The organism is Actinomyces qiguomingii (assembly GCF_004102025.1).
In the GTDB taxonomy this organism is placed as follows: Bacteria; Actinomycetota; Actinomycetes; order Actinomycetales; family Actinomycetaceae; genus Actinomyces; species Actinomyces qiguomingii.
The window spans coordinates 818,366-840,452 of record NZ_CP025228.1 but is presented as its reverse complement, the minus strand read 5'-3'; the positions used below and the strand labels follow the sequence as shown (position 1 = coordinate 840,452).

The 22,087-nt window shown below is 65.5% G+C and carries 19 protein-coding genes and 1 tRNA gene; 5 read left to right on the top strand and 15 right to left on the bottom strand.

Features of this window, described 5'->3' with window-relative positions:
- Window position 1: 1 nt before the first annotated feature.
- The 7 genes from CWT10_RS03400 to CWT10_RS03370 all read right to left on the bottom strand — a co-directional run bounded on the left by CWT10_RS03400 (window position 2) and on the right by CWT10_RS03370 (window position 6,504).
- Window positions 2–928: a type II secretion system F family protein gene (locus CWT10_RS03400; RefSeq protein ID WP_233187965.1), complete on the bottom strand. Its 927-nt coding sequence runs from the start codon at window positions 926–928 to the stop codon at window positions 2–4.
- Window positions 925–2,208, bottom strand: coding sequence for a TadA family conjugal transfer-associated ATPase (locus tag CWT10_RS03395; protein WP_103061656.1), 1,284 nt, complete (start codon window positions 2,206–2,208; stop codon window positions 925–927). Before CWT10_RS03395 ends, CWT10_RS03400 begins: the two co-directional genes overlap by 4 nt.
- A complete protein-coding gene (locus CWT10_RS03390) occupies window positions 2,208–2,606 on the bottom strand; it encodes a TadE/TadG family type IV pilus assembly protein (RefSeq protein ID WP_233187966.1) in 399 nt (132 codons plus the stop codon). The genes CWT10_RS03395 and CWT10_RS03390 overlap by 1 nt, the downstream gene beginning before the upstream one ends.
- A 6-nt stretch (window positions 2,607–2,612) precedes the next feature.
- The gene (locus tag CWT10_RS03385; protein ID WP_103061657.1) at window positions 2,613–4,337 is read right to left on the bottom strand and encodes an AAA family ATPase; all 1,725 of its coding nucleotides are present in this window, start codon (window positions 4,335–4,337) and stop codon (window positions 2,613–2,615) included.
- The gene (cpaB, locus tag CWT10_RS03380) at window positions 4,334–5,083 is read right to left on the bottom strand and encodes a Flp pilus assembly protein CpaB (RefSeq protein WP_233187972.1); all 750 of its coding nucleotides are present in this window, start codon (window positions 5,081–5,083) and stop codon (window positions 4,334–4,336) included. The genes CWT10_RS03385 and cpaB overlap by 4 nt, the downstream gene beginning before the upstream one ends.
- Window positions 5,084–5,106: 23 nt before the next feature.
- On the bottom strand, window positions 5,107–5,880 hold the full coding sequence (locus tag CWT10_RS03375) for a hypothetical protein (protein WP_103061659.1): 774 nt from the start codon (window positions 5,878–5,880) through the stop codon (window positions 5,107–5,109).
- Between the two features lie 147 nt (window positions 5,881–6,027).
- A complete protein-coding gene (locus CWT10_RS03370; protein ID WP_128683259.1) occupies window positions 6,028–6,504 on the bottom strand; it encodes a hypothetical protein in 477 nt (158 codons plus the stop codon).
- A gap of 429 nt (window positions 6,505–6,933) precedes the next feature.
- Here CWT10_RS03370 and CWT10_RS03365 point away from each other — a divergent pair, with 429 nt between their 5' ends.
- Window positions 6,934–8,523: an OmpA family protein gene (locus CWT10_RS03365; RefSeq protein ID WP_233187967.1), complete on the top strand. Its 1,590-nt coding sequence runs from the start codon at window positions 6,934–6,936 to the stop codon at window positions 8,521–8,523.
- Window positions 8,524–8,536: 13 nt separating this feature from the next.
- Here CWT10_RS03365 and CWT10_RS03360 read toward each other — a convergent pair whose 3' ends face one another.
- The 6 genes from CWT10_RS03360 to CWT10_RS03335 all read right to left on the bottom strand — a co-directional run bounded on the left by CWT10_RS03360 (window position 8,537) and on the right by CWT10_RS03335 (window position 13,890).
- Complete coding sequence (locus CWT10_RS03360) at window positions 8,537–11,002, bottom strand: serine/threonine-protein kinase (protein ID WP_103061661.1); 2,466 nt, start codon at window positions 11,000–11,002, stop codon at window positions 8,537–8,539.
- A 310-nt stretch (window positions 11,003–11,312) separates the two neighbouring features.
- The gene (gene rplA, locus CWT10_RS03355; protein WP_103061662.1) at window positions 11,313–12,002 is read right to left on the bottom strand and encodes a 50S ribosomal protein L1; all 690 of its coding nucleotides are present in this window, start codon (window positions 12,000–12,002) and stop codon (window positions 11,313–11,315) included.
- An 81-nt stretch (window positions 12,003–12,083) separates the two neighbouring features.
- Window positions 12,084–12,515 (bottom strand): 50S ribosomal protein L11, encoded by a 432-nt coding sequence (gene rplK, locus CWT10_RS03350; protein ID WP_103061663.1) that lies wholly within the window; start codon window positions 12,513–12,515, stop codon window positions 12,084–12,086.
- 207 nt (window positions 12,516–12,722) lie between these two features.
- On the bottom strand, window positions 12,723–13,418 hold the full coding sequence (nusG, locus tag CWT10_RS03345; RefSeq protein WP_103061664.1) for a transcription termination/antitermination protein NusG: 696 nt from the start codon (window positions 13,416–13,418) through the stop codon (window positions 12,723–12,725).
- A gap of 71 nt (window positions 13,419–13,489) precedes the next feature.
- Complete coding sequence (gene secE / locus CWT10_RS03340) at window positions 13,490–13,723, bottom strand: preprotein translocase subunit SecE (protein ID WP_103061665.1); 234 nt, start codon at window positions 13,721–13,723, stop codon at window positions 13,490–13,492.
- Between the two features lie 94 nt (window positions 13,724–13,817).
- Window positions 13,818–13,890, bottom strand: a tRNA-Trp gene (locus tag CWT10_RS03335).
- A gap of 203 nt (window positions 13,891–14,093) precedes the next feature.
- Between CWT10_RS03335 and CWT10_RS03330 the strand changes: the two genes are divergently transcribed.
- The 3 genes from CWT10_RS03330 (at window position 14,094) to CWT10_RS03320 (ending at window position 18,032) form a co-directional block, all read left to right on the top strand.
- Window positions 14,094–15,308, top strand: a complete 1,215-nt coding sequence (locus tag CWT10_RS03330; protein ID WP_103061666.1) for a pyridoxal phosphate-dependent aminotransferase — start codon at window positions 14,094–14,096, stop codon at window positions 15,306–15,308.
- Window positions 15,309–15,931: 623 nt separating this feature from the next.
- The gene (locus CWT10_RS03325; protein WP_158247569.1) at window positions 15,932–17,380 is read left to right on the top strand and encodes a C2 family cysteine protease; all 1,449 of its coding nucleotides are present in this window, start codon (window positions 15,932–15,934) and stop codon (window positions 17,378–17,380) included.
- A 268-nt stretch (window positions 17,381–17,648) separates the two neighbouring features.
- Window positions 17,649–18,032: a hypothetical protein gene (locus CWT10_RS03320; protein WP_128683257.1), complete on the top strand. Its 384-nt coding sequence runs from the start codon at window positions 17,649–17,651 to the stop codon at window positions 18,030–18,032.
- Between the two features lie 16 nt (window positions 18,033–18,048).
- Here CWT10_RS03320 and CWT10_RS03315 read toward each other — a convergent pair whose 3' ends face one another.
- Entirely contained in the window at window positions 18,049–19,218 is a 1,170-nt protein-coding gene (locus tag CWT10_RS03315; protein WP_103061669.1) for a mandelate racemase/muconate lactonizing enzyme family protein, read from the bottom strand.
- A gap of 924 nt (window positions 19,219–20,142) precedes the next feature.
- On the opposite strand from CWT10_RS03315, the gene CWT10_RS03310 reads away from it, so the two are divergent.
- Window positions 20,143–20,448, top strand: a complete 306-nt coding sequence (locus CWT10_RS03310; RefSeq protein ID WP_103063793.1) for an FCD domain-containing protein — start codon at window positions 20,143–20,145, stop codon at window positions 20,446–20,448.
- 116 nt (window positions 20,449–20,564) lie between these two features.
- On the opposite strand, the gene CWT10_RS03305 is transcribed toward CWT10_RS03310, so the two are convergent.
- Window positions 20,565–22,058: an alanine/glycine:cation symporter family protein gene (locus CWT10_RS03305; protein ID WP_103063794.1), complete on the bottom strand. Its 1,494-nt coding sequence runs from the start codon at window positions 22,056–22,058 to the stop codon at window positions 20,565–20,567.
- Window positions 22,059–22,087: the final 29 nt, after the last annotated feature.

Here is a 22,087-nt window from a genome sequence, read left to right as displayed (position 1 = left end):
CCTACACCTCCACCCGCGATACGGCCCGCATGAGCACAAAGCCCACCGCGAAGAAGCCGGCGGCCACCAGCATGACGAGTCGCCCCACCAAGCTCCCCGCCATTTCATCGAGCAGACCGGGTTGCATCAGGTTGAGTACCACGATAGCTCCGATGCCGATGGCGGTCACCGCGTATCCGGCAACCGAGGCGCCGAGGATCACGGTGCCCACCTCGCGGCGCAGCTCCTTGCGGTCCTCCAAGGTCTGGGAGATATCGGTCAGTGCATCGCTCAGTGCGCCACCGGTACGGGACTGGATGACAATCGTGCGCACCAGCACGTCGATCTCCCGGGATGGCAGCCTCTCGGCAAGCTCGTGCAGCCCCTGGTCCAGGCCTATGCCCAGGTCAAGGCGCTGGGCGACCTGGCGCATCTCCGCGCCGGCCGGCTCGGCTAGCTCCCTCCCGGCCATAGCCAGGCAGCGTCCAATGGACAGACCGGCCGAGTTGCCGTTGGCCACCACTCGCGCCAACTCCGGCAGCTGGGCGATGAAGTCCTCCTTGCGCTTGGCACGGCGGCGGCTGAGCCACTGCCAAAACACCAGTGGCGGCATGAGCGCCAATATGATGCTGGCAACCTGGCCCAGCAGTGGGCGTCCGCCGATCAGCACCGTCAGCATCACCGCAGCAATCGCCGTGACCGTGAGCAGAGGCGACCAGCTTACGCCCGCCGTAGTCATGCGGCGGGCCAGCGCCCCCAGAGGCCCGCGGCCGGTCAGTCGCCGTTCCATCAGCATGAATCGCTCCGAACCCGTGGCGCGCGCCCCAACCGTCTCCTCCCATAGGGCGCGGCGGCGTCCGGACTCGTCTAGGAGCACCGTAGTACCCCATACGCCGAACACCAAGGTGACTATGAGCGTCAACAGGATTATGCGTACCGATGGCGTCATACCGCGCCTCCGGCAAAAGGCGCTGGCAGGGGCTCGCCCAGCAGGGCCAGGCGGGACGCCGTCGCCTCCGGCAGACCCTGGAAGCGGAAGACGCCGCCCTGGGACCGGGTCTCCATGTAACGCATAATCGGCTGGGTGGCATAGTTGTCGCGGTGCTCAGAGGTGACCACTTCGATCTGCCGCACCCGACGCGTGCCAACCGTGTCCCGCTCCAGCTGGATTATCACGTCGATGGCGCTGTTGATTTGATCCCGAACCGTCTCCACCGGCAGCTCCAGATCGGACATGCTGGCCAGGGTCTCCAGACGGCTCAGGGCGTCGCGGGCCGAGTTGGCGTGCACGGTGGTCAGTGAGCCTTCGTGGCCAGTGTTCATTGCCTGAAGCATGTCCATGGTCTCACCGCCGCGGACCTCACCGACCACGATCCGGTCAGGCCGCATGCGCAGCGAGTTGCGCACCAGGTCACGAATGGTCACCTGTCCCTTGCCTTCGGAGTTGGCGGGCCGAGCCTCCAGTCTGACCACATGGCTCTGCTGGAGGGACAACTCGGCGGAGTCCTCGATCGTGATGATGCGCTCACGGTCCGGGATGAGCCCCGACAAGGCATTGAGGAAGGTCGTTTTGCCGGTGCCGGTACCGCCAGAGACCAGGATGTTCAGGCGCGCCCGCACCATTTGGTTAAGCAGCTCCGCCGCCTCTTTGGGCAGCGAGGATCGGGATACCAAGTCAGGCATGCGGAAGGGCCGGGGGAAGCGTCGGATCGTCATCGTCGGCCCGTCCAGTGCGAGCGGTGGAATGATCACGTTTACACGTTCGCCGCCCACCAGGCGGGCATCCACCATCGGGCTGGACTCGTCGACACGTCGGTTAACCGTGGACACGATCCGGTCAATGGCCTGATAGAGCTCCTCCTCGGAGGTAAATGCCGCCGGGATGCGTTCAATGCGTCCGTTGCGCTCCACGAACAGATCATTGACGCCGTTGACCATGATCTCGGTGATCGAGTCATCCGCAATCAGCGGCTCGAGTACGCCCAATCCAACCGTGTCATCGACAATCCGCTGAATGAGCCGGGCGCGGTTGCGGGTAGACATGACCGGACCCTCAACCGAAAGGATGCGGGCAAGCACGCGTTCCAGTCGCGCGCGCTTCTGCGGCATTTCCAGGCTGGTGACCTCCTCGATGTTGATCTCCTCAAGGAGCCGGGCACGGAAGCGCTTGACGAGCTCGGTGTTCTCATCGGTGAGGGCCTCGGGGGCCACGCGGTCTCTCAGTGCCATTACGATCCCTCCCGCTGCCGGAACGTGGCCTCAGAGCTGAGCTGCACGCGAGTCACCTCAACTACGCCCGGGATGCCGATCGGGGCGCTGCCTGAAACCCGCACGCAGCCCCTGCCGCACGCGGTGACCGAACCGAGCTCGATCCAGTCGGGCATGGACGCCGTGACTGCGCTGTATACGGAATCCCCCCGCTCGGCGGCACGCGCACCGTCCCTGGCCGCGTCCCGCACGTGCGAGGCCGCCATCATCGCAGCGATCCCCTGGCTGAGAATGATCAGCACGATCAGCACAATGGGGATGAATGCCGCCAACTCAATGGCGGACTGCCCTTCATCACGCCTACGCAGTCGCCTAGCAAGCCGTCCGTTTCTCCGCGGCTTCGCTGCTGTTGCTTTCACTGCCGTTCACCTCTCCCGTTCCACATGTGCGGTTCCAACGGCCGGCCCGATGCCCGGGATCATTCCGGGGATCTCGATGGCGACCCGTACGTCGGAGCCGGAGGTGGTCACGCTCAGCCCGGCGGCGAGCGAGCCCGGCATGCGTTCCGATACCGCCGCCACCACCTGCTGGTGAGACATGCCGACGGCGTAGTTACGGGCCGCCTCTTGCGCGGAGTTGTGCGCCACCAGGGACACGCCTCCGAACAGAAGCAATTCGAAGCAAAGGAAGAACACGCCCAGTGCGATGATGAAGGCGCCGGCGAACTCTACCGCGGTGGCGCCCCGCTCGCCGGAGTCCGCCACCCTACGGCGGCGTCTACCGACGAACGGCAGTCGCCTGCCCGGTCGCGTATCGTCATCGCGTTCGGCCGTGCGCCTGGCACGCCGCCCCTGCGGTGCCGACGGCGCAACAGGCGGAGGCGGGGCCGGAGCCTGCGCAGCAGGTGCCGATACTCCCGGTGCGTAGGCCGGTGGCAGCTCTGCAGCCCCCACCTGCAGTCCTGGCGCTGGCGCGCCCGCAGCCATGCTGGGCTCCTTCACCGCGGTGACAGCCGCCGCAGGAGCGAGTAGATCTGCTACCGCCTGTCCGATCTCCGTCAGCACCGGCAACTCCAGCTCCAGCAAGGTCCCCGTGTTCAGCGCGGGCTCCAGGCGCTGCATGCTCTCAGGCAGGGTACCCAGTAGCGGACTGTCAACGAGCTTGGCAGCACCGGCAGGCTGAATCTCATTGTTCCGGGAGGTGCGGTTAAGCACCACCTGCAGCGGCGTACTGCGAGCCAATTCGAGTCGTTCCAGCGTCTCCTTCAAGCGTCGCACCGCACGCAATGCTGGCACCTCCGGAGTGGCCACCACCACAATCGTGTCGGCCAGCTCCATTGCGCCGGCAGTCCCCTCATCCAGGCGGGAGCCGCAGTCGATAACCACGTGGTCGTATTGGTAGCGCAGCGCCTGCACGATCTGCCGTGCGGCCGCCTCGGTCATCTCCTCGCCCATTTCGCCGTGCTCCGGCGCGGGCAGCAGTTCGATTCCAGATCTGACCGGATAGGCCACCTCAGAGACCTCACGACCCCCGATCTCCGCAGCCACGGAGACCAGATCCACCACCGAGTGCCGCACCCGGATGCCGCAATAGGAGGATAGATCGCCGCCCCGCAAGTCCAGGTCCAACAGCACCGTGCGTCCTCGTCCCGCGGCGGCCTTGGCAGCCGCCAGTGCGATCATGGACGTACCCACGCCGCCTTTGGCCCCGATGAGTGCCACCACGCGGCCCACGGGGCGCCCCAGGGACTCCCGCTCCTCCTCAACGTATCCGTGCGCGGCACGCGTCCAGGCCGAAAGCGACCGTAGGCGCTCCGCGTAGCGCTCCACCGATGGCGGCAGTGGTAGTACCGCCCGAGCCCCAGCGTCGACGGCGCGCAACACGCCTTCCGTATCCATCCTGGTGGTCAGCAGGCAGGTCGGGACGAGCGGTGCTAGCACCGCCATCTCGCGCAACACCGCATGCCCCTGGCTGTCCTCGACGGACTCATCCACCAGCACCAGATCAATATCCCGCCTTTGGAACTCCAGTCGCGCCTGGGCCATGGAAGCCAGTACAACGGGTGCGGAGAACCCGTCTAATTCCTCCAATACGGCCGTCACCGCCGCCGGCGTCTGCGGATCCGAGGTGATCAGTAGTACCTGGGTCATGACTGGTTCCCTTCAATGTTGCCTTCAAAGGCGGCCGAGCCCGGATCCGTTGCTGCGGCGTCGGCCGGCGCGGACACCGGCGCGCTGTAAGTCGACTGATCGTCGGTAAGCGGTGAGGTGTCGCCGGTGCCTCGCAGCGCCAGGCGGAGTTTGACTGCGAAACTCTCCGCGTATGCGACTTTCAGGCTGTCCGTGGTGGACAGCGCGAAGGTGACCGGCACGGCCTGACTCTCGGAGAAGGCGCCGGACGAGTCCTCGGAATCGACCGTCGTGGCCACACCCACGTTGATGATGAGCGCGTTCTGCACCACCACCTGGGCGGTGCGCTCCTTGGTGTTCTCGTCCTCCACCGTGGCAATGATGTCCACGTAGTCGCCCGCCGAGATGCGTCCGGCCACGCCAGTCTCTGCGTCCACCATGATGGCAACCTCACGGTTGCCCTCGGACAGCCCCGGCGGGTCCGTGAGCATACCCGTCTGCAGCACCGATCCAGTGGTGTATGCGCCCACCGTCACCAATCCCTCAACCTGCCCGTATGAGGAGACCGCGTTGTCCGGCGCCCACCGCTTAGGCACCTCGACGACTTCAACGTCACTCTCGGTGATCCTGTGCATCGCCTCAACATCGTTGGTCAGTTCCAGCACCTGCGTCATCGGCCCGACCTGCGAGGAGATGGAACTGACATAGGCGGCGACGCCGACGAAGGTCAGCGCCGCGCCTAGAAGAGTGACCAGGAGCAAGAGCACTCCTCGCCGCTGGCGTGGATTCATTACATTTGCCTCTCAACAGTAGGAGTTGTTACAACGGGGCTGGTTGAGCGCATCCAGGTCCCGCAGAACGGGCACCCGGTAATCGGGACGGTTCTGCCGCATCCGCGACAGCCGACGGCGTGCACGGCAGTAAGTGCCCGGCTCACCGCCAGCTCCAAGTCCTCCACGGCGGAGACCTCGGCCCATCTGCGTGCACCGTATGGGGAGTCGGCGGCGGGTGGCAGAACCACCGTTGGCCGTCCACCCGCCAAAGCGACCGAGAAATCACCCAGGTCCTGGCATACCGCCCAGCAGATATCCCTGGCGCCCCGGACATCCCACTCGATGGGTTTGGCCGAGCGAACATCGCCACTGCCCAGGTCCACGTCGAAAGAGGCGCCGGGAAAAAAGCTGCGCACATGCTGCGTAAGACTCGGCCGGGCCTGGGACAGCCGCGTCACGGAGGACATTGCCGCCCTGGTGCGGCACTGAGCACGCACGGCGTCTACCACAGACTGCGCCAGACCGTAGGCGGAGACGGGCAGTAGGCACAGGCTCCTGACGGCCAGGGCCTGCTGCGTCGGAGAACCGGAAACCTGGATCAGGGCTACGTCTGCACGGGCCAATACCTCCCTGGCCACAAGCGACGGACGCGCCGCGACCTCACGGGAGCACACCAGGATCGAGTCCTGCGCAGTGGAAGCGATTGCATCCACCGCTTCATCAAGCGACGACAGTGCCCGACAGTCATCCGGGACAGGGTCACCTACGGCGACGGCGGAATGCAGGATCACGATCGGGCTCCCGAGGGGTGCGCTGGGGTAGGAACATTGGCGCGCCACATTACAACTGCGCAACGGGCACGACGCTCACGGTAGCGACCCCAAGGCCCGCACGTAAAGTAATTGTCACGAGACGATCGCCACATCGCATACGGAACGTCAGTAGCGCAGTCCACCACCGAGCTTCTCGCCACGGCCATTCCAGCCTCGGCCCCCTTGCGGCATGGTACTCCCGCCTCCCCGGACCAGGGGCAGGACCGCACCAATGACAATGGCAACGAGTGTCTCGGCCAGTGCGGCATCGAATACACCCCCGCCAAAGACACGGGCACCAACCACGCCGGCTGGGATGATGAAGGCGTATGCAAGAACATGCGCCGCCCTGATTCCGCGATCAATGCCGTGCCGTCGCCCCAGCAGCAGCAGCCCAAGACTGCTTGCGAACAGCGCCCAGATCCCATCGGCGAACAGCAGTGGACGAACCGCGAGAAGTGAACCCAGACGAACCGGTCCCTCCAGCGGCATCGGCAGATGCGGTAGCGCCACCACGCCCGCCGTCCCGAGCACCGCAACTGCGACCAGGTTTCCTGGCACCAGTGTGCCATCGCGTCCCATGTATTCCTCCAACTCACGCATGAGGAGGTCCCGAAGACGCCCTCCCCGGGCGTGCGTCTCGGCACGAAGAGACCGCGGATCGGCACGCCCGTAGTCAGGCTAGATGGGCAGGTCGCCCCCTCCCAGGGGCTTGCGCCCCTGTTTGCGCCCCGGCGCCGCCCCGAGACGCGCCCGCCAACGCGAAGACGTGTCCTTAAGGAGACAAGCGACGCAGTCGCCGCGTAAGCATGAACTGTCGGCACGGTAGGCGCCTTCCGGTCGAGAACAGGAACACAACGAACATAACGTCGCCGTCACGCGGCCGCCATGGGTAGGTCTCCCCATCCACCCGGGGACTACCCGGGTATACCCGGGTAGACGTTGACTTCTGCCCATCGCAGCCATCGCCCTACACCAATAGTGTCTTCACGTCAGCTCAATTGAGTTCCATTCATTTCAGAAAGGCGCATCATGCAGTCCATGCTCCGCAACCCTGAGGGGCTCCCCCGCCGCTCCATGCTGTCACTCCTGTCGCTGTGCGCGGCGGGCACCGGTCTGGCCGCATGCTCCGGCAATCCGCTCCGCTCGGCGGCGGATGTAACCGATTCCCCGACCGGCTCCGCGGCCTCCCCGGCCGTGAGCGCACCCGCGGTACCGACGGCCGACGCAACCGGCGCCGTCGCGCTGGAATCGGCTCTCGACGGCGTGCCGGCCACATTCCGGGTCGGCCCCGCCACGGTGCAGGATGGTTACACCATCATGCGCGTGGAGGTATCCACCGACTCCGACAAGGAACTGACCCTCTCCTCGGCCTTTAGCGCATCCGCCCTGTCCTCAATGCGAGGAATGCTGCTGCTGTCGCTGCGCCAGTCCTTAGTCTTCCCCGAGCTCGGCGACCGCTCCGACGGGTTGTTCGACACGATCTCCCGCCTATCCTCCGTGGAGGTATTCCCCGTATTCGAGGCGGTCGACGACGGCGTCGAAACCGTCGAGCTGTTCCTCCCGAGCGTCGGCGTGGCCGTGGGCATCCCGGTGGTCAGCCCCGAGAAGGCCGGCTTCGAGGTGGGTGAAATGCTCAGCGTGGCGGAGATTGATCGCGAGGCCGACCCCGGCCCCTACCGGCTCAGTACGCTGGTGGCAGCCACGGATGGTTCCTACGACACCGATGCGGACCAGAACTCGACCACAGTAACGGTCTCGGGCGATGTCACCTTCGGCTCGGACTCCACGGAACTGTCCGCGCAAGCGGACGAGGTCCTGGCCAAGGTGGTCGAGCAGTTGACGCGCTACCCCTCCGGCGGAGAGTTGTCGGTGACGGGACACACCGACGACGTCGATGATGAGGACTACAACCAGCCCCTGTCCGAGCGCCGCGCCCAGGCGGTCGCCGATCGGCTGGGCGAACTCACGGACCTGGCACACTGGAACACCACCGTCGTGGGCAAGGGGGAGTCTGAGCCCCGAGCTGAGGGAAACTCGCCGGAGGCGCGCGCCGCCAACCGAAGAGTCGAGGTGGTGCTCAAGCCCAAGAACCCGGCGGAGGCGACCGCATTGGCGGTGGCTCCGGCCGCTCAGGCCGGTCAGGCCGACGCCTCATCAGGGCAGATGCCCCGTTCCGTCGGCCCGGTAGCTACCGGCGCCGATGGCGTGGACGTGCGCATCAATGACCAGACCGTCCACCTGTCAATGGAGTCCGTGACACGTGTGGGTGACTATGTGACGGGCTCACTGCTGCTGAGCACGCAGGAGGATGTAAACATCACGGTCAACCTGTTCGCCCTGCCCAGCGAGTTGCAGATCCTGCACTGGCCGTACTCATTCAGTGCCGTCCACAACCCGACTCTGCTGGCGGGTTCCACACGGTTTCTGGCGGCAAACTACCTCGACGCCGAGGGCGAGTACATCCCGACCTCCAACCGTCATGTGCGCACGATCGTACGCGGCGAAGCAATGCGCCTGCCGCTGGTCTGGCCGTACCCCGGTGGCGAAACCGTAACGGTGGACCTGCCCGGCAAGAACCTCGCCGCACGTCTGACCGACATCCCGGTGGCCCAGGCATGACGGGCACGGCGTCTCACTGCTTGACGAGCCCGTACACGACCAGGTCGTCACCCTCAAGAACCAGGATTCGGGCCGCGCCCGCCGCCTTGCCTGCGGCATTGTCAGACGGCGGGAGCACCGTGACCAGGGAGCCGGCCACCTGCCAAAGCCGTTGGCCGTCGTCGAGTCCGTATGCGATCAGATTGTCACCGGTAGCGTCTGTACGCGTGGAGGGCTGGCCCATGATGAACAGCACGCCCTCGTCCCCGCCGATCAAACCCATCGGCGTGATAACACAGGCCTCCCCATCTGTGCGTTCCGGTACGGCGTAGGACACCGCCCCGGGGCCGTTAGCCGTGCAGGCAATGACGTTCACGTCCAGCCCCGTCTCCGCGGCACTGCCGCGCACGCGCACGCCACCGTGTTCGGCGGCGCTGCGCAGCAGCACCACCAGCTGCTCCGGGGTTACGTCATCAGAGACCACCCAGTCAGAACGTGCGAGCGCCCCCTCCACCGTACCGACCTCGCCGCCGGTGGCGTCATAGACGGTGGCACGGTCTCCGGAAATCACGTAGAAGGCCTGCGTACCTACATCCACGCCGACACCACCGGGCAGGTAGGAATCGAAATCCGGAGTGTCTTCGGCAGCCTCGGACAGGAGCACCTCACCGGTTTCTGCTGACAACACGAGCAGACGCTTAGAACCGGTCTCATAAGTGACCACGAAACCCGAGGTCACCCGCGCCTTACGGAAGCCGCCATCGCGCCGCCAGACCTGATCGCCGTTCGCGTCCAAGGCCAGCAGCGAACCTGAGTAGCCGCCGTCGACTACTATGGCGGCGTTGCCGGTGGTTCCCAGGCCGGTGCGATCCTTCATCGAGATGGCGTCGGTGTTGTCGGTGCCGTCCAGTCCGATCAGGTGCGCGGTCTCGTCCTGTACGCAAAGGAAAGTCTTGTTGGTCCAGAACCTGGCCGAGTCGCAGTCTCCAGACCATACCGGCGCCTGGCTGGCGGAGTCCAGGTCATACAGTGCCCAGTGGTTATAGCTGGTCTCGGCTGCCACGGCACCATGATCGGGCGCGACGCGCATCTCATCGACTCCCGCGATCCGTTGCAACTCCACCGTATCGGCCCGGGCTGGCAGGGCGGCCACGGCGAGATCTGTAGGTGCGTTCCCGGAGCGGTATCGCCACAGGAATAACCCGCCCACCGCCACAGCAATCGCCACGACGACGCCGACAGCTACAACCACGCCCCGCCTCACGCGCCTTGTGCCGTTGCCGGCGCGCCTCGTATCACCGGCCATATCCGGTGGGGCCCAGCCCGCCGACGGCGATGACGGCACCGTGGGGGACACCGGCTGCGGTGCGCTTCCAATGCGAGTTTCCACGTTGATCTCATCGCCCGGCGCAGCGCCGACCACAGCTGTGGGCTCAGCCCCGGCGATCATGGTCGGCGCCATCGCCTGTGGCACGGTGGGAGCTGTGGCTGATCCGCGACCCACGCCCACAACAGGCGCAGCCGCCGCTTCAGGCGCCGGGGCGTCGTCGGCCCACACGTACGGCGCGCTGGCCGCCGACGACGACGGGGGCACGGTCAGCTGCGGCGCGGCAGCGATCCCCGCAAGGGCGGGCCCGACTGACTCCAGCTGGGCGGCAACCTCCCGGGCGCCGGGACGGGAGGCCGGCTGTTTGGCAAGCATGCCCTCCAGCACGCTCCACAGGGAGTCGGGCACGCCGTCGGGACGCCCCGGTGCTCGGCGGGCGTGTTGCGCCAACACCTGGGTCGGTGCCCCCACGAACGGGGTAATGCCACAGGCCGCCTCGTACAGCAGCACGCCCAGGGAGTAGATGTCGGCCGCGGGCGTAGGGGCCGCGGGATCGAGGATCTCAGGCGCCATGTACAACGGCGTGCCAATGGCGCCGGTGGCGTGGGAGGAGGCGACGGTGTCACAGATGCGCGCAACACCGAAGTCGGCCAACCGGGGAGTCCAGCCCACGGGCATAGCGTCGGCGTCACCGGCGTTCCCACCCCCGGCGTCGTGGGACTCACCATCAGCGGAGATCAGCACATTGGCGGGCTTGATGTCGCGATGCACGATGCCCGCATCGTGAACGGCGGCCATCCCGTGAGCCAGCAGAGCCCCGATTCGCGCCACCTCGGCGGGCGGTAGCACACCGCGTTCGTTGAGCAGGCGTCGCAGGTTGCCGCCGCCCACGTAGTCCATGACGATGGCGAAGCGACTGCCCTCGACCACCATGTCCTTTACGCCGACCACGTATGGGGATGACACGCGCATCAGGGTCGCCCGCTCGCGGATGAACCGCTCGACCACACCCGCGTCCTCGAGCAGGTCGGCGCGCAGCAGCTTGATCGCCAACGCGCTGCCGGGAGCGTCGGTGCGGTGGGCGAGCCAGACCTCGCCCTGCGCACCGGCGCCGATCCGAGAATCCAACACATAGGCGCTGCCAAGGCGGTGTGCGGCGTCGGTCGGTGGCATGGGCGTCTCCTCGGAGTTGGGTAAGCGGGGCTCACGGATGGAATCGATGGGCCTGCTGCCTGCAGGACATCCTAAACAGACGGGTCTCGTTCCGGTGTCGAAAGCGCCGGTGATGTCGACGACCGAACTCGATAGTCACTTCGACCGACCTCGATGGTTACTTCGACCGACCTCGATGGTCACTTCGACCGACCTCGGCGGTTACTTCGACCGACCTCGGCGGGATGGGACGACGGCGGGCCGACCCCCTCGCTGGGAGCCGGCCCGCCAACGCAATCTTGTTGTCAGCCTCGCCGCTGCAAGTCTTGTCTCAGAGCTTGGCGACATCCAGGGGGATGCCCGGGCCCATGGTGGTGGCCACGGTGGCTTTGAGGATGTAGCGCCCCTTGGAGGCGGACGGCTTGAGGCGCTGCACCTCCTCCAGGGCGGCCTGGAAGTTCTCGGCCAGCTGCTCCTCGGAGAAGGAGGACTTGCCGATGACGAAGTTGAGGTTGCCGGCGCGGTCGACGCGGAACTCGATGCGGCCGCCCTTGATGTCGGTCACGGCCTTGGCCACATCCATGGTGACGGTGCCCGTCTTGGGGTTGGGCATCAGGCCGCGGGGGCCGAGCACCCGGCCCAGGCGGCCGACCTTGCCCATAAGGTCTGGGGTGGCCACGGCGGCATCGAAGTCGGTGTAGCCACCCGCGACCTTGGCGATGAGTTCGTCGCCGCCGACCTCGTCGGCGCCGGCGGCGATGGCCTGCTCGGCCCGCTCTCCCTGTGCGAAGACGACCACGCGGGCGGTCTTGCCGGTACCGTGCGGCAGGGACACGGTGCCACGCACCATCTGGTCGGCCTTGCGGGGGTCCACGCCCAGACGGAGTACGACGTCCACGGTGGAGTCGAACTTCGTCACGGAGGTCTCCTTGGCCAGTTTCACGGCCTCCGCAGGGGTGTAGAGGATCCCGGACTGGATCTTCTCCGCGGCGGCGCGGTAGGCCTTGCTGCGCTTTGTCATCTGCTTCTCCTTGGCAGTCGTGGTGAACGGGCCGCGCAGACCCTTCCACGCTCATTGATTTAGGGGGTGGTTAAGAGCCTCTCAGGCCTCAACGGTGATGCCCATAGAGCGGGCGGTGCCAGCAATGATCTTGGCGGCCGAGTCGACATCGTTGGCATTCAGGTCGCGCAGCTTGGTCTCGGCGATCTCGCGCACCTGGGCCTGGGTCAGCGAGCCGACCTTGTCCGCGTGGGGGGAGGCAGAGCCCTTGGAGACACCTGCGGCCTTCTTGATGAGTTCGGCCGCCGGCGGGGTCTTCGTCACGAAGGTGAAGGAGCGATCCTCGTAAACGGTGATCTCCACCGGGACGACGTTGCCGCGCTGAGACTCGGTCTCGGCGTTGTAGGCCTTGCAGAACTCCATGATGTTGACGCCGTGCTGACCGAGCGCGGGGCCGATCGGCGGGGCGGGGTTGGCCTGGCCGGCCTGAATCTGGAGCTTGATCAGCCCGGCGACCTTCTTCTTAGGAGCCATGGGTAACTTGGTCTTTCTTGTCCGGATTGCTGCACACCTGCCGTGCAGCGGCTTGATGCGTTGGCACGCCGGGGCGTACCGGGCACGCGAGCGCCCATCTTAGACCCGCGCGCCCGCCTATGAAGCCCTCGGTGGGCGGTCTCACAGGCTTTGACGCCGTACCCGCGCAAGCGCCTCGCGGGCACAGGCCCCGGGGCGCTTGCGGGGTCAGATCTTGGCGACCTGGTCGAAGGCGAGTTCCGCCGGGGTATCCCGGCCGAACAGGGAGATGAGCACCTGCAGCTTCTGGGTCTCGGGGTGGATCTCCGAGATCGTGGCAGGCAACGATTCGAAGGGCCCGTCGGTGACGATCACCGACTCGCCCACGGAGAAGGAGACCTCGTAGACCTGGCCGTCGACCGCGACCTGAGCGCCGGCGGCCTCCTCCGCCGCGGCGGCGGCCGCCGCGCGCTTGGCAGCGACCTCCTTGGCGGTGGGGCCGAGCTGAGAGACGACCTCCTCAAAGGTCAGCGGCACCGGGTCGTAGCGGTCACCGACGAAACCGGTGACCGCAGGCGTGTCCTTGATGGTGCGCCACACCTGCTCGGAGGTCTCCGGGTCATCCAAGTCCATCCGCACGAACACGTAGCCGGGGATGCGGACTCGGGAGACCTCCTTCTTCTTGTTGCCGTTCTTGAGCTCAATGACCGTCTCCATGGGGGCGACGGCATCGAATACGTAGTCCTCCAGCTCGAAGTTCTCCGCGCGCGCCATGATGTCTGCGGCGACGCGACGCTCGTAACCGGAGTAGGTGTGCAGCACGTACCACTCGCCGGGCAGCGAGGACATCTGCTTACGGAACTCCTCCACCGGGTCGGGCTCGACGACGGCGCTGGGCTCCTCGGGGACGTTCTCCTCGGACACGGTGTATTTCTCTCCTCGGACTGGATCTGATGGCTACGGCGGCCGGTGGAAGCGGGGCGGCGAATCGGACGTCAGGCAAAGACCCACATGACGAGCCGGTCTAGGATGCCATCCAGCACCCCGGTGAACAGCATGATCGCCAAAATGAAGACGACCACCACGGCGAAATAGGTCCACAACTCACTCCAGGTGGGCCAGACCACCTTGCGGAGCTCGTCGACCACCTGACGGAAGTACAGTGAAACTCGGGAGATAGGGCCACGCCTCTTCTCCCGCGCGCCCTTGGCGACGCTGGTATCGCTCATGCTCTCTGATCCTCGGGGTCGACAGTCCGGTCACGTCCTGACGGGACGAGAAGACGGAACCGACGGGATCTCCCGACAGATCCGCCGTTCTCAGCAGGGCAGGCGGGACTCGAACCCACAACCGCCGGTTTTGGAGACCGGTGCGCTACCAATTGCGCCACTGCCCTTCAGCGGCAACCCATCTTGCCACATCGACCGGCGAATACGGAACTCCGGACCCGTGGCCTGCGACACGTCGACTTCTTCAGCCTCCGCCGACCGGCCCCACGAACAGGCACCATGCGCCTTGAGACCATCACCACTGCACGCCGCACGCCAAGACGACTGCATTACCGGAGCGGGCACATGAGAGTATCCGCACGTGAGTCATGTGAGCACTGCCCCCAGAAGCCGAGTCTCCGCCCGCCTTGCGGCCATCTCCCCCTCGGCGACCCTCGCCGTCGACGCCAAGGCCAAGGCGCTGCGCGCAGCCGGGCGGCCGGTCATCGGATTCGGCGCGGGCGAACCGGACTTCGCCACCCCCGACTACATTGTCGCCGCCGCCGTGGCCGCGGCGCAGGACCCGGTGAACCACAAGTACTCCCCCGCCAAGGGGCTGCCCGAGCTGCGCGAGGCGATCTCCGCCAAGACGCTGCGGGACTCCGGCTACCTGGTCTCCCCCGAGGACATCCTGGTTACCAACGGAGGCAAGCAGGCCGTCTTCCAGGCCTTCGCCGCACTGCTCGACCCGGGCGACCAGGTGCTCGTGCCGACCCCGATCTGGACCACTTACCCCGAGGTCATCGCTTTGGCCGGCGGCACCACCGTGGAGGTGTTCGCCGGCGCGGACCAGGACTACAAGGTCACCCTCGAGCAGTTGGAGGCCGCCCGCACCGAACGCACCAAGGTGCTGCTGCTGTGCTCGCCGTCGAACCCCACCGGCGCCGTCTACACCGTCGCCGAACTCACACATATCGGGCAGTGGGCGCTGGAGCACGGCATCTGGGTGGTCACCGATGAGATCTACGAGCACCTGCTCTACGACGAGGCACAGCCCGCCCATATCGTGGCACTCGTGCCCGAGCTGGCCGACCAGACAGTGGTGCTCAACGGTGTCGCCAAGACCTACGCGATGACCGGCTGGCGCGTGGGCTGGATGATGGGGCCCTCCGACGTCATCCGGGCGGCCACCAACTTCCAGTCGCACCTGACCAGCAACGTCGCCAATGTCTCCCAGCGGGCGGCCATAGCCGCCGTGGGCGGAGACCTGGCGGCCGTGGAGCACATGCGCACCGCCTTCGACCGCCGCCGCCAACTGATCGTGTCGATGCTCTCTGAGATCGACGGCGTGCAGGTGCCCACCCCCAAGGGGGCCTTCTACGCCTACCCCAGCGTCGAGGCGCTCATCGGGCGCTCGCTGCGCGGGCACGTGATCGACTCCTCGGCCACGTTGGCCGAGCTGCTGCTGGAGTACGCGGAGGTCGCGGTGGTGCCCGGGGAGGCCTTCGGCCCCTCCGGCTTCCTGCGCATGTCCTACGCCATGAGCGACGACGCCATCACCGAGGGCGTCACCCGCATGCAGCACCTGCTGGCCGAGGTCAGCTGAGTGCGACACTAACGGCTACTGGCCGCGGCGATCGGCGTGCCAGCAGTCATTGCCACCCAGCGTCCCGATTCGCTGGCCGCCGGCACCGACGCATCGCCGCCGTAGCCGTATCGGCGGGTCAGGACATAAGGGCTTATGCGCCCCAGCAGACGGGACCCCGTTTGGGGGTGTGCTCGCCGAGTTCGGTAGATATAACCATCGAGTTCGGTAGATATAACCATCCAGTTCGGTAGATATGACGATCGAGTTCGGTTGGTGGGGCTGGCGGGGTGGGGGAAGTGTCCAGACTCGGCACGAACGAGGATCCCCCGCCCGACGCCGCTCACCAGATCCGCATGATTCCAACGAGTCTGAGGGCGCCTGTTGGGAGGGGCGCGGTGTTCGTGCCGTATCTGGACGTTTTGGCTCCCAGGCGCCGGCCTACCGTACTGATGCGGTGGGCAAGCGAGGGCGTCTGGTCGCCGATCCGGCCCCCTTGTCCGAGCGGCTGGGACGTCTTTGGCGATGAACCTGCCCGCGGCCCAACCGGGCCCGCAGACCAGGCTTATGCTCCCCTGCCGACGGGACTCCGTTTGGGGCGGGCGCCCTTACCCGGCAACTGGCTCGACAGCCAGACTCAACCCGTGAAAACGAGTACCCGTCGCCCGCACACCGCCGGCGAAGAAGCTGCGCGATCGGGCTTGCCCGACAATAAGTGTTACGAACATGGCGCGACGACGCTCGAGTATGCCGGGGTGCTCCTGCTTGCTTGCCTACTTGTCGGCGCGGTTATTACAGGAGTCTCCTCTACTGAGCTAGGCAGCCGCGTCGGCTGCGCGATCGAATCGATCGTCACCGGGTCTTCATCTTGTGAGCCGGTAACCCCGGTGACCGTAGGGCGCAGCCGTTCCGACGGCAATGCGGCGGCGAATCCCGCGACCGCCAACACTTCAGACAGTTCTAGCACGAGCACATCGGCGGCATCCAACACGACGGACCGCCCCGCGGTCGACCAAAACAAGGTCAACAAAGCACTAAAAGACGTTCAAGCAGGCATTGACGGCGGCTGGAACGGCGTCGGCACCGGCGACCTGAAGAAGATTGAGAAGGCCCTAACCGGACTCAATGGGGCAGAGGTGGATGCGGTCATTGCCGGCTTGAGCGACGAAGAACTGCAAAGATGGGTCAAAGAGATGGAAGAGGGCGGATGGTTCTTCGGCGCCCGCGGCTGGAGCGCACAGCGCCGCCAAGAGATGTGGCAAGAGGTTCTTGAGGACGCCTCCCATGACACCGTGCGTCGCCTCGCCGGGTTCTCGCACGACATCCAACCGAAGTTCGACGACGTCGGGGGCGACGATGCGTCCGGAAGGGCACCTGGACGCAGTCCGGCATACGAAGAGGCGCCGGAAGGAAGTCAGCCGTTCATCGACGGAGCGTCGCCCGATGACATTAGCCAGGGATCCGTTGGAGATTGCTGGTATATCACCTCACTGCAAGCAGTGGCCCAAGCAGACCCCTCCGTCATTGAGGATGCCATCACCGACAACGGTAACGGCACCTACACCGTGCGCCTGTACAACGACGGAGACCCCGTGTACATTACTGTAACCACCGATCAGGTCGTTGATCAGGATGGAACAGGGAAAGGAAGTCCGACTTTCGCAAGATCCACTGACCCGAAGGAGATGTGGCCCGCCATCATGGAGAAGGCGCTGGCATCATACGAAGGATCCTACGGAGCAATAGAATCCGACTCACCGGGAAGAGGCATGGAGGTCATTACCGGGAAAAAATCAACGAGGAACAATGACGCCACAGCAAAGGATGTCGCAGACACGCTCAACAACGGAGGAGCGGTCACGGTCGCCTCAAAGGCGGCACCTACGAAAGGGATCCTCTGGTGGGAGGAAGAAATTGAATACGACGATCCGAGCCAACACCCCGATAAACTATACCGCCCCAACGCCGTTGACAGCAATGGCACCCCTTTGCCGGACAGACTACACTATAGTCATGCCTATTACGTAGAGTCGGTAGACCTTGGCGATCCAAACGACCCATCGGATGACACCATAACGCTAGTTAACCCATGAGGTCAGGAGGTTGCGCCGATCACATTACCCTACCAAGACTTCAAGGACAACTTCGATGGCATTTATCTTAACGAGGTGAGTTGACTTGAACAAGGCTACCATATTATTGAGGCGCGTGCACCTTAAGCGATACTCGGCCGCCGCTTTCGCGGTACTACTGATCGTCGGGATAGCCTTGTACGCGAACGCCCATTGGCGCCCGTTGCCGCAAGGGACACCCAAACTCTCGCCCGAAGTTGAGGCCTTGCGAGACCAGGCGAGCAGTTACGTGATGCAGCAGCCGGGACGCCACGGCACGGGAGACTCGGTCGAATGGATGCTCGTCGTCACATTTGTCAGCGAGAAGAATGTCGCCGTCAACTTCTCTCGATCCGAGTCGGGCGGCCTCGCGGACTCCGAGAACGAACCATATACGCTGATTCCAGTCGGCTCGTCTGCCGAGGTACTCGGCTGCACCATCACCGTCCTGGAGTCCCACCCCAAGCGGTCATCAGGGAGCGGCCCTGGCTCCGCCACTAGCTCGGCGCTGATCGCCGTCCAGTGTCCCGAGGGAGGCACGCCCACCGCCGACCCCACGGCTCAGGATGCGCCTTCCGGGACAGCCACCTCAGCCGAGTCGTCCTCGGGCTCCGACGGCACCGCCGCGCCCTGACTGGCCGACTCCTGCCTCAGGCATGCAGGCCGCGCAGCACCGAGTAGAACTCCGCCTTGCCCTCGAGCCCAATGCCCGGAAGGTCGCCAGGAGCCACACGGGAGTCCACCACCTGGGCGTCGTCGGTGAAACCACCGGTGGGCTGGAACTCACCCGGGTAAGACTCGTTACCGCCCAGGTGCAGTCCGGCGGCGATATGGAGTGAGAACTGGTGTCCCCCATGCGGAATGCAGCGGCGCGAGGACCAGCCATGTGAGTCGAGTACGTCCAGGATTCGGCGATACTCGGTCAGCCCGTAGGACAGCGCCGGATCAACCTGGATGTAGTCGCGGTCCGGACGCAGGCCGCCGTAACGCAGCAGGTTACGGGCGTCCTGCATGGAGAACAGATTCTCGCCGGTGGCGATGGGACGCCGGTAGTTCTCGGCGACGACGGCGTTCAGGGCGTAGTCGAGCGGGTCGCCGATCTCCTCGTACCAGAACAGGCCCAAGGGTTCCAGTGCGCGGGCGTACTCCAACGCGGTGTCCAGGTCGAAGCGCCCGTTGACGTCGACCGCCAGGCGAGAGCCATCGCCATCCAGGACGCCGTCGATAACCGCTTCAATGCGGCGCAGGTCCTCATCCAACGCAGCGCCACCGATCTTCATCTTGACCACCCGGTATCCGGCATCCAAGAACCGACGCATCTCATCCTGCAGGTCGGTCAGGGTCTTGCCGGGCGCGTAGTAGCCACCGGCGGCGTAGACGAAGACATCGGAGTCGGGCTTGCCGTCGCCGTAGTGCTCGGAGATCCAGCGGTACAGGGGCACACCGGCGAGTTTCGCCGCCAGGTCGTGCAGGGCCATGTCAATCACCCCGGCGGCGACGGAGCGCTCCCCGTGGCCGCCGGGCTTCTCGTTACGCATCATCACCTCCCAGGCGCGCTCCGGGGCCAGATCCCCGTCGTCGTCGACCAGCTCGGACTCGGGAGCGTCCAGCAGGCGGGGCAGAAGACGTTGCTCGATGATCGCGGAGGCGTTATAGCGGCCGTTGGAGTTGAAGCCGTATCCGACCACCGGCTCGCCGTCGACGATCACGTCGCTGACCAGGGCCAGGATCGAGCAGTCCATCGCGCTGAAGTCGATGTAGGCGTTGCGGATGGGGGAACTGATCGGGATAGTGCCGGTGTGGGCGGAGACGATCTTCATTGAACTTCCTTTTTATGGCTTATAACTTGTAAGACTATTGTAGTGCTCGGTTCAACAGTCGCAATAGACTCCCTGCCAGCTCGTCCGTATCCGCTTCTTCGTGTTTGAGGTGTGGTGGGTGTGTGTGGGAGTCGGAGGTGGGGCGGCGTGTAGGTGCTCGATCTACGGGGCCGATGTTGGAAGCGCGGGACCGTGGGGTGCGTTGGGTACGCCCCTTCGACGTTTACTGGTTCTTCCGGTTTGAGGGTGTAGTGGTTGAGGTCGGGGCCGCGGTGCGGCGGTCCTTGTCGGGCTGGCGAGGTCGTTGTCGGTGGGCGCCGATTCGCCGAATACGACCTTCTCCGGCTCTTCCGGTTCGGGTGTGCCGGTGCTGGGTGTTGCCGGCCGGTGCTGGTGGGTGGCCTGTGTCCGGGTGCCCCGGCCGTGGGGCGGAATGTCCGAATTCGGCACAAAGGCGGTCGGCGACCGCTGGAGCCGTTTCTAAAACCGCATGATTCCAACGTTCTGTTCACGACTGTAGGCGACGTCGGAGCCGTTTGTGCCGATCCCGGACACTTCGGGCCACCACACACGGCAACGAGCGCCAACAGACAGCCGCGGACACGCCGCACGTGCGCGGTCGCGCATTCCAAGATCGGACCGTCTGACAGTGCCTCTGGGGCGGCCCAAGCACAGCCAGAGTCCAAGTAGAGCTGGGCCCTCCAAGCAGACACGGGCCGGTCGACCCAACCGCAAACAACCACACACCCCAAACCCCACACCCTCAAACCGGAAGAGCCCGTTTACTACGCTACTTCGACGTTTGTTGAAGGGTTCAGAGCCCTTCAACAAACGCCTAACCGGCGTAGTAGAGCACGAACCGGCGTAGCAGACGGCCAGCCGGGCCCGACGCCGCCAAAGTGACCGTGTGGAGCACTTGCCGCCGTGCCCAAATTCACCTCCAAGGCCGACGCGGCATATGCCGAGATCCGCTGCTGTCGCAATGCGGTGCTGACACGCATGCTCGACGAGCTGTGGGAGAAGACCGACAGGCTCCGCCGCCTGGGGCTGGAGCTACCGGAAGGAGACGGTCCACGCGACCGGGACACCGCCGAGCACCACCGGCTCGCGCAACTGGTCGACGACGGCGAGGCGGAGGCGGTCGCCGCGCTAATGACCGCTCATGTCGAGCGCTCTCTGACCTCGGCGGCGCTAGTACAGAATGAGGACGACTCGACGCCGTCGAGCTGACGAGCCTGGCGCCGACGGCACCGGTTTGGACCGCCGGAAACGCACTCTCAGGCGGTCTAAGAGGATCACGGCCCGAATGGGACTTCAGCGGCCCGAATGGGACTTCAGCGGCCCGCTCAGGCCTCCACCGCGGTCTCGGCATCCTCCGGGACGGAGGTGAACTCGTCTCCGGGGCGCCGCAGGTATGGGTCCTGGACCAGGTAGGCCTTGGTCTCGCGTACGATCAGGCCGGACAGCAGCACCAGGCCGATCAGGTTCGGGATGGCCATGAGTCCGTTGGCGATGTCCGCAAGGGCCCACACATCATCCAGGCTGGTGACGGTGCCCAGAAAGATCAGCACGGTGAAAAGCAGACGGAAGGGCAGCACACCGTGCACTCCCACCAGCCGCACAATGCAGCGCTCGCCGTAGTAGGCCCAGCCCAGGATCGTCGAACAGCCCAGGAAGATGAGGGACACCGACACGATGTAGTGGCCCCACTGGCCCGGCAGGCCAGTGGTGAAGGCGGTGGCGGTCATGGTGGCCGGGTCGCTGCCGGTCCAGGCGCCGGTTGACAGCACCACCAGGCCGGTGCAGGTGACCACCACGAAGGTGTCAATGAAGGTCTGGGTCATGGACACCAGTCCCTGCCGAACCGGGTGGTTGGTCTTCGCGGCCGCGGCCGCGATTGCGGCCGAGCCCATGCCGGACTCATTGGAGAAGATGCCCCGGGCCATCCCGAACTTGAGCGCCATGAGCATGGTTGAGCCGGCGAATCCGCCCACGGCGCCGTGCCCGGTGAAGGCATCCGCGATCACCATCCCCAGGGCGGCGGGAATCGCGGTGATCTTAACGGCGAGGATGTACAGGCACCCACCCACGTAGAAGACAATCATCATGGGCACAAAGGCCGCCGTAACACGGCCAATGGACTCGATACCGCCCAGCAGCACACCTCCGATGGCCACGGCCATGGTGATTCCTACCAGCGCCGGATCCGCTCCGAAGGAGTGCTCCAGCTGTGCCGCCACCGAATTGGACTGGGTCATGGAGCCGATACCGAAGCATGCCAGAAGCGTGGAGACGGCGAAGAACACCGACAGCATCACACCCACACGCCCCTTGATGGCATGCTGCAAGTAATACTGGGGCCCGCCGGACTTCTGCCCGTTGGCGTCGGTGATGCGGAAGCGCACGGCGAGGAAGGCCTCGGAGTACTTCGACGCCATGCCGAAGAAGGCCGTCACCCACATCCAGAACAGGGCTCCGGGACCGCCCAGGTGGATGGCGGTGGCCACGCCGATGATGTTTCCCACACCGACGGTTGCGGCCAGCGCCGTGGTCAGCGCCTGGTAGTGGGAGATATCGCCCTCGGCGGTGTTTGCCTCGCCGTCGCTGCGATCCAACAGGGCGAAACGCAGCGCCGGGAACAGCTTGCGCAGCTGCACGACGCGCAGGCGGATGGTCAGCCAGATACCGGTGCCCAGCAGCAGCGGGATCAGGAGCCAGGGTCCCCACAGGAAGTCATCGGCTGCGGAAAGCGCCTGGCTCAAGCCCGTCGGGGCGGGCCCCTGCGCGTATACGGCCAATGGTTCGGGGCTGGTTAAAGCGGTTAAGGATGTGGGAAACATGGATTCTGCCTTTCCACCGGCGGACACCG